Below are 7,789 nucleotides of genomic sequence, written 5' to 3' on the forward strand. Positions count from 1 at the left end.
ACTGGGCGTGGGCGCGGGTAATGCGGTTATCACGGTTGATGAAACTGCCGATCTTGACGAGGCTGCTGAGAAAATTCGTATTTCCAAGACCTTGGATTTAGCGGCGTCATGTTCCTCTGACAACGCGGTTATTGCGCTAGAGTCTAATGTCGATGCCTTGCTTGAAAAATTGCAGGCCCAAGGCGGCTATATTTGCAGCCCTGAAGACAAGAAGAAGTTGCAGGCGATCATTTGGGAAGATGGCCATATTGCCGCGCGCATTGTGGCCCAGTCTGCGCCGGTCTTAGCGGAGATGGCGGGTATCGATCTGCCGGAAGGAAAGACCTTCTTCATCGTGCCAGAAACTGGCGCCGGCCCAGATTACCCGTTCTCAGGTGAGAAAATGTCGGTCACCATGGCGTTTTACACGGTGAAAGACATTGATGAAGCAATAGCCATGACCAACGCCATTCAGGCTTATCAAGGTCAGGGGCACTCTTGCGGTATTTATTCTTACAGCGATGACAATATCATGAAATTCGCGCTGGCCACTAAAACCTCACGGGTTATGGTGAACCAGCCCCAGGCGCCGTCTAACAGCGGTAATCTGTGGAATGGCATGCGTCAGACCTTCTCGCTGGGTTGTGGTTCATGGGGCGGTAACAGCACCAATAATAATATTACTTGGCGCGACCTGATCAATGAAACTTGGGTGTCCAAGCCATTGGCAGTAGCCAAAGAATTGCCTGCTGACGAAGTGTTGTTTGGCAAGGTAATGGATAAAATCAAGTAAATCTCTGCTGAAAACGCCGCCACCGTGCGGCGTTTTTTTTACTATTGGTAAATCTTTCCGATACGAGAGAGTACTGATGCGGCGTAGCCATGTCTTAAACACGCCGTGCGACAACATAAGAGAAGACGATGGATTTTAACTTAACTGACGATCAAAAAGCGTTTGCTGAAAGTGCCCGCGCCTTTGCCGACGGCGTGTTTAAGCCAAATGCGGCGCGCTGGGATGCTGAGCACATCTTCCCAAAAGAAGAATTGCGTCAAGCCGGTGAACTTGGCTTTATGGGCCTGTATACCCCTGAAGCGGCAGGCGGGCTTGGCATGAGCCGCCTTGACTCCAGTGTCATTGTCGAAGAGTTGGCAAGGGGCTGCACATCCACGGCGGCGTACTTAACGATTCACAATATGGCCACCAGCATGATTGGCCATTTTGGTAAGCCCGCGCTAATCGATGAAATCTGCCCCAGCTTGGCCAGTGGTGAAACCTTAGCGTCCTATTGCTTGACTGAGCCCAATGCCGGATCCGACGCCGCCAATTTGCGCAGCACCGCGCGGGCTGATGGCGACAACTATATTGTGAACGGCAGTAAGATGTTTATCTCCGGTGCGGGGTCCACCGATATCCTGGTGGCGATGCTGCGCACTGGCGCCCCCGGCGCAAAAGGGATTAGCGCATTTGCCATTCCTGCTGATTCCCCCGGCATTAGCTACGGGAAGCCCGAAGAGAAAATGGGTTGGAACAGTCAGCCGACCAGAACCATTAGCTTTGAAGACGTAGTGGTACCGGCTGCCAATATGCTCGGTGAAGAAGGCCAGGGCTTTAAAATTGCGATGAAGGGCTTAGATGGCGGTCGAATCAATATTGCGACCTGTTCAATCGGTACTGCGCAGGCCGCGCTCGAAACGACCGTGGAATACGTGAAAGAGCGTCAGCAATTTGGCCAGTCGATTGCTGATTTTCAGAATACCCAGTTTAAATTGGCGGATATGGCGACAAATCTGGTCGCAGCGCGGCAGATGGTTCGCTTGGCTGCCTTTAAACTCGATAGCGCTGACCCTGAGGCCAGCAGCTACTGCGCCATGGCCAAGCGTTTTGTTACTGATGTCTGCTTCACCATCTGTAATGACGCACTACAGTTACACGGTGGCTATGGCTATATTAAAGAGTACCCCTTGGAGCGTCATGTTCGCGACAGCCGCGTGCATCAAATTCTCGAGGGAACCAATGAAATTATGCGGGTCATTATTGGCCGACGTTTGTTAATGGATGGCGCCTTGGAGGTTATTAAGTGAGCGATTACAGCCCGACAGAAAAACTGAAAGTTGAGATTATTGATCATACCGCCTTGATCACCATCGACAATCCCGGTGCAAATACCTGGGATGCCGAATCATTAAGCGGTTTGAAAACACTGATAGCCAATTTAAATGCCGATAAAACTATTTATAGCTTGGTTATTACCGGTGCTGGCCAGAAGTTTTTTTCCGCCGGCGCGGATCTGAATATGTTTGCCAGTGGCGACAAAGCTGTGGCGCAGGATATCGGCTTAAAATTTGGTCAGGCTTTCGAGGCCTTGGCGGATTTTCGTGGGGTATCTATTGCTGCGATTAATGGCTTTGCCATGGGCGGCGGTCTGGAATGTGCACTTGCCTGTGATATCCGTATCGCCGAGTCACAAGCGCAAATGGCCCTACCAGAAGCTAAAGTTGGCTTGCTGCCCTGTGCCGGTGGCACGCAGCGCTTAACTGCATTGGTTGGTCCGGGTTGGGCAAAGCGCATCATATTGTGTGGCGAACGCATTAAAGCAGATCAAGCGCTAAGCCTCGGTTTAGTGGAAGAAGTGGTTGAAACAGGCACGGCAAAAGACGCGGCATTGGCATTGGCGGCGAAGGTCGCCCAGCAGAGCCCAGTGGCGGTAACTTTTTGTAAAGAATTGATTCACCAGCCCAGAGAGGCCGTGATGCCCCAGGGCTTGTTGCTCGAGCGGGAGCGCTTTATCCAACTATTTGACACGGCGGATCAAAAAGAAGGCGTGACCGCCTTTTTGGAGAAACGCAGCCCAGAATGGAAAAACGCCTAATGAGCGCAGAACTAATGGACGAAGTGTTATTTGAAGAGCGGGCTTCCCTAAGTGGTCCGGCGCTGGGGCTGATCACTTTAAATGTGGAGAAAACCCTTAATTCTCTTAGTCTCAATATGGTCGACTTAATGCTGGCCAAGCTTCGGGATTGGCGCGAGCGCAGTGATATCGCCGCGGTGTTCATTCGCGGTGCTGGGCCAAAGGCCCTGTGTGCTGGCGGTGATGTCCAAGCCTTGTATCGCTCATCGCTAGAGCCCGCTGGCGGTCCCTGTGAATACGCAGAGGCATTTTTCGAACGCGAGTATCGGCTCGACTACTTGCTGCACAAATTCGACAAGCCGGTCATCGTATGGGGTCATGGCATCGTCATGGGTGGCGGTATGGGTATTTTTGCCGCAGGCAGTTACCGAATTGTCAATGAGAAAACGCGTTTGGCGATGCCCGAGATCACGATTGGCTTATACCCAGACGTTGGTGGCAGTTACTTCCTAAATCGAATGCCGGGTAGTAGTGGTTTGTTTTTAGCGCTAACAGGCGCCTCGTTTAATGCCGCCGATGCGCGCTACTTAGGGCTAGCAGAGGCTTTTATCGAATCCCGCTACGCTGACGAGGTACTTGCGGCATTAACTGCGGTGCCCTGGTCGACCGGCGTGGCGGATAACCATGAACGGGTTTTTGATGTATTACGCGACTTCGGCCAGCGTTCGCAAAGTGCCATGCCAGAGGGTAACGTCGAGGCGGCAGCGGCTGAAATTGACGCAATGTGTGCCGGTGATGATGATTTGGCCATTATCGAACGGATTGCCAATGCGCAGTCTGCGAATCCTTGGCTGCAAAAAGCTGCTGTTGCATTGGCGTCTGGTTCACCATTGAGCGCGCGATTGATCACGAGTCAATTACGCCGCTGTCGGGGGCTTGCACTTAACGCCGTTTTTCAAGCTGAGTTGGTCCTTTCTACGCGGATTATTCGACAGGGTGAATTTACTGAAGGGGTCCGAGCGCTCTTGATCGACAAAGATAAAACGCCGCGCTGGCAGCATAGCGCCGCGTCGGAAGTGCCCGCAGCGCTGATTGAAGAACATTTTAGCGCGCCGTGGCCAGAAAACCCGTTACAGGATTTATAGGCAATAACCGGTAGTGGCTAGCTGCGGTTAGTCGGTATGAATAACAAGTATTTTTATATTCTAAGGCGTCACGCTTTGCGCGGCGCCACTCTGGAGTGAGTCGATATTATGGCGAAGGTAGCTTTTATTGGTTTAGGTAATATGGGCGGGCCAATGGCGTCCAATTTGGTGAAGGCGGGCCATCAGGTTACTGTGTTCGACTTGGTCGACGCGGCAATGGATGCCGTCGTTGCGCTTGGCGCGGCAAAGGCCGCTACGGCCCTAGAAGCCTTGGCGGGGGCGGATACCGTAATCACCATGTTGCCAGCCGGTAAGCATGTCGCCGGTCTATACCTCGGTGATGACGGCTTGATCGCCAAGGCGACCACCGGCACTTTATTTATGGATTGCAGCACTATCGACGCAGAGACTGCTCGCAAGGTCGGTGTCGCTGCGTCCGAGCGAGGTTTGCAGATGATCGATGCGCCCGTCTCGGGCGGCGTGAAAGCCGCGCAGGCGGGTACATTGGCCTTTATGTGTGGCGGTGATGCCAAGGCGTTTGAACGAGCTAAGCTAGTGCTACAGGGTATGGGTAAAAATATCTTCCATGCTGGTGGTCACGGCGCCGGCCAGATCGCAAAGATCTGTAATAATATGTTACTGGCGGTGCATATGATCGGCACTGCAGAGGCTCTGCAACTTGGTGCGAACAACGGTCTCGATCCCAAGGTATTGTCGGAGATTATGCTCAATAGCTCTGGTAAAAACTGGTCGCTGGAAAATTACAATCCCTATCCTGAAGTGATGCCAACGGCTCCGGCATCAAATGACTATAAACCGGGCTTTATGGTGCAGCTGATGCTGAAGGACTTGGGTCTGGCGATGGAAAATAGCCTTGTGACTCAAAGCTCTGTGCCGATGGGGTCATTGGCGCGAAGTCTATATTCCTCGTTCTCGCAAAAAGGCAATGCCCAGCGGGATTTTTCGGCCATTCTGGAAATGTTTCAATCGGAATAGCAATATTGGTTTCCCTTCTGAAAAGAAGCTTGGGCAGTTAACGCATTGGCGTTAGCTGCCTTTTTTGTTTGTGTGTTAGGTTATTTTTCCGCGGTTTGTGGCAAGGTAGCGCGATTGCGGCAGAAATGAGTTATTGGATATGGCAGCAGATGTACTGCGCGGGATTGTTTTGATCGGGATGCCTGGAGCGGGAAAGTCAACTATAGGCATCGGGCTTGCTCAGCGGCACGGTCTGCCTTTAGTTGACACCGACCGTCTAATAGAGCGAGAGGAAGGTCAAAGCTTACAGGCGATTCTCGATCAACGGGGTTACTTGGCGCTGCGCAGCATTGAAGAGCGGGTGTTACTGGCTAATAACTTTACCGGTAAAGTGGTTGCAACTGGCGGTAGTGCGGTATACAGCACCGCGGCGATGGCGCATTTGAAGTGCTTTGGTCCCTGTGTGTTTTTGGATATTCCCCTCGCTGAAATTACGGCGAGGGTGCAAAACCTTGAGAGCCGTGGCATCGCGGGACCGCCGGGGTTGAGCTTGGCGGACGTGTACGCGGAGCGTTTGCCGCTATATCGCCAATATGCAGATATTGTGGTGGCGGGGGGCGGCCTAGATGAGCAGGGTTTGTTGTTAGCCCTTGAAGTGGCACTTGGCTTAGAGTGTAAAGACCCGAGTGACTGAGTTAAGCTAGTAACTTTGTATTTACAGTATGATTTGCTTCTATAACGATAAGGACCTGCATCCGTAATGCCTGTTAAAGCCTATACTTGTATCGAGATTAGCAAGGAAGATTTGAAATTTTCCGGTGCGCATTTCACCATTTTTTCCGCCACTGAGCGTGAGCGCTTACATGGTCATAATTTCAAGGTCAGTTTATTGTTAACGGCTGATGTTGGCGACAACGGTATGTGCTTTAGCTATGTGGAGATTAAAAAGCGACTGCGTAAGCTCTGTGCTCAGCTCGACGAATATACCTTGCTTCCCGCAAATTCACCCTTTATGCGGATTCGCACTGAAGGCGTGCAGTACATCGCCGAATTTAACGGCGAGGAAATCCCTTTTCTGGTGTCAGATACCTTGGTGCTACCGGTACGTAATACCACTGTTGAAGAATTTGCGCGTTACTTGTTGGAATTGTTACTGCGAGATGCCCCTTTTATTGAAGGCAATGAGATTCGCGAATTAATTATGAAGGTGTCTTCAGGACCCGGTCAGTGGGGGTCGGCGAGCTGGAGCCGCGATTAATTCGCGGCTGAAGCAATTAATTAAATAGAGATTGGCTAGGTTTAAGAGATCCGATAATGACTAAAGTATTAATTGTCAGTGGCGGCAGTCAAGGAATAGGCTACGCAACGGCACAAAAGTTTCAGGCCGAGGGTTATCGCATTGTCAACCTGTCGCGCCGGGGAATCGCCTTGGAAGGCGCCGAACAGATTTGTGTCGATATGCAGCAATCAGATTGGCTGGCGAGCTGTGAGGCCGAGTTGATCGGTATTGCCGAAAGTGCAGACCAGCTGGTGTTATTGCATAACGCCGCCCGTCACGACAGTGATAGTGTTGGAACACTTGCGGCGGACAATTTTCGCCAAGTTCTCCAGGTCAATTTGGTGGCCCCCCAGCAATTAAATACCTTGTTAATTCCGCTCATGAAACCGGGTTCTGCTATTCTCTATATGGGCTCAACCTTGGCGGAGAAGGCGGTATCGGGATGTGCATCGTATATTGCGAGTAAGCACGGGGTGATTGGTCTGATGCGGGCAACTACCCAGGATCTGGTTGGTGCGGGTATTCATAGTGCCTGTATTTGCCCCGGTTTCACTGATACAGGGATGTTACGAGCAAACTTAGGGGATGATCCTGCGGTGATGGCGAGCATTACTGGTATGGTCAGTTTTGGCCGCCTAATTGATCCCGCTGAAATTGCTGCCACCATATGGTTTTGTGCTAGCAATCCTGTAATTAATGGCAGTGTCATCCATGCCAATCTCGGGCAAATTGAGCGTTAACACTGCTTAGTTTGGCCTAATTGTTCTCTAAAACTTGCCTCATTACTGGGCGATGCTAGTATCTCTAGTGTCGCCCAATTTGTTTTTGTCCTATGAATTAAGTCGGCACCGTGGCGAAGCTAATCGCAACTTTGCAATGTCTAAAGACACTAAGCGAGCTGTCGTCATGGGCTACGTTACGCCCTCTTTATTTTACCTAGGGACGATTCCCACTCTGAGGTTAAATATAGTCATTTACGGTTGTTTTTTTATTCTGGTTACAATCTTGCGTTACTAAGTACGCCAGTATTAGCGGAAATCTAATATACGGGTTTAACCATCTTAGATGATGAATTAGGCATATGTCCGACATAGGTAAGTAGTATCCATGATGGTGGTGTACGCCAATTCGCACCATGATTTTAGCGTTACTAAATTCCGTAAAAGTTTCGTGTGGAAGCAAAAATTATTTTATATTTATTCTGTAAATTATTGATAATCCAACTGGATGGTCATGCCGTAACGGAGTACAGTAAAGTTGCTTGCATCCATAAAGGGCGTTTAGAATTTCCTCGTCGTGGAGTTTTTTAGCGCCGCAGCACAGCACAGAAGGAGATTGCAAAGATGGGCATATTAGACAATGTTCGTGAGCAATACCTGAAGGGGCGCGATGAAGAGATGTCCCTTGAGGCCTACCTAGACCTCTGTCGACAGGACCCCCTTGCTTACGCAACCCCCGCGGAGCGAATGCTGGCCGCTATCGGCGAGCCAGAGCTTATTGATACCCGCAAAGATCCACGCTTGTCGCGTATTTTTTCCAATCGGCTTATTCCCCGCTATCCG

7 protein-coding genes and 2 pseudogenes are annotated in these 7,789 nt (G+C 50.8%); all 9 read left to right on the forward strand.

Going from position 1 to position 7,789, the window contains the following annotated elements:
• Window positions 1–772: pseudogene (locus ABYT30_RS12680) on the forward strand (aldehyde dehydrogenase); the annotation flags it as partial.
• A gap of 128 nt (window positions 773–900) precedes the next feature.
• Window positions 901–2,061 (forward strand): acyl-CoA dehydrogenase family protein, encoded by a 1,161-nt coding sequence (locus ABYT30_RS12685; protein ID WP_373082250.1) that lies wholly within the window; start codon window positions 901–903, stop codon window positions 2,059–2,061.
• Window positions 2,058–2,849, forward strand: a complete 792-nt coding sequence (locus ABYT30_RS12690) for an enoyl-CoA hydratase (protein WP_373085000.1) — start codon at window positions 2,058–2,060, stop codon at window positions 2,847–2,849. Before ABYT30_RS12685 ends, ABYT30_RS12690 begins: the two co-directional genes overlap by 4 nt.
• Window positions 2,849–3,973: an enoyl-CoA hydratase/isomerase family protein gene (locus ABYT30_RS12695; RefSeq protein ID WP_373096790.1), complete on the forward strand. Its 1,125-nt coding sequence runs from the start codon at window positions 2,849–2,851 to the stop codon at window positions 3,971–3,973. Before ABYT30_RS12690 ends, ABYT30_RS12695 begins: the two co-directional genes overlap by 1 nt.
• 108 nt (window positions 3,974–4,081) lie before the next feature.
• Entirely contained in the window at window positions 4,082–4,969 is an 888-nt protein-coding gene (mmsB, locus tag ABYT30_RS12700) for a 3-hydroxyisobutyrate dehydrogenase (protein WP_373096792.1), read from the forward strand.
• 139 nt (window positions 4,970–5,108) lie between these two features.
• Complete coding sequence (locus tag ABYT30_RS12705; RefSeq protein ID WP_373096794.1) at window positions 5,109–5,642, forward strand: shikimate kinase; 534 nt, start codon at window positions 5,109–5,111, stop codon at window positions 5,640–5,642.
• A 66-nt stretch (window positions 5,643–5,708) separates the two neighbouring features.
• Window positions 5,709–6,206 (forward strand): 6-pyruvoyl tetrahydropterin synthase family protein, encoded by a 498-nt coding sequence (locus ABYT30_RS12710; protein ID WP_373083928.1) that lies wholly within the window; start codon window positions 5,709–5,711, stop codon window positions 6,204–6,206.
• Window positions 6,207–6,262: 56 nt separating this feature from the next.
• Entirely contained in the window at window positions 6,263–6,967 is a 705-nt protein-coding gene (locus ABYT30_RS12715) for an SDR family NAD(P)-dependent oxidoreductase (RefSeq protein WP_373096796.1), read from the forward strand.
• Window positions 6,968–7,570: 603 nt separating this feature from the next.
• Window positions 7,571–7,789 (forward strand): annotated as a pseudogene (locus ABYT30_RS12720) (PrkA family serine protein kinase); the annotation flags it as partial.

This window comes from Zhongshania sp., assembly GCF_041623545.1.
Classification (GTDB): Bacteria; Pseudomonadota; Gammaproteobacteria; order Pseudomonadales; family Spongiibacteraceae; genus Spongiibacter.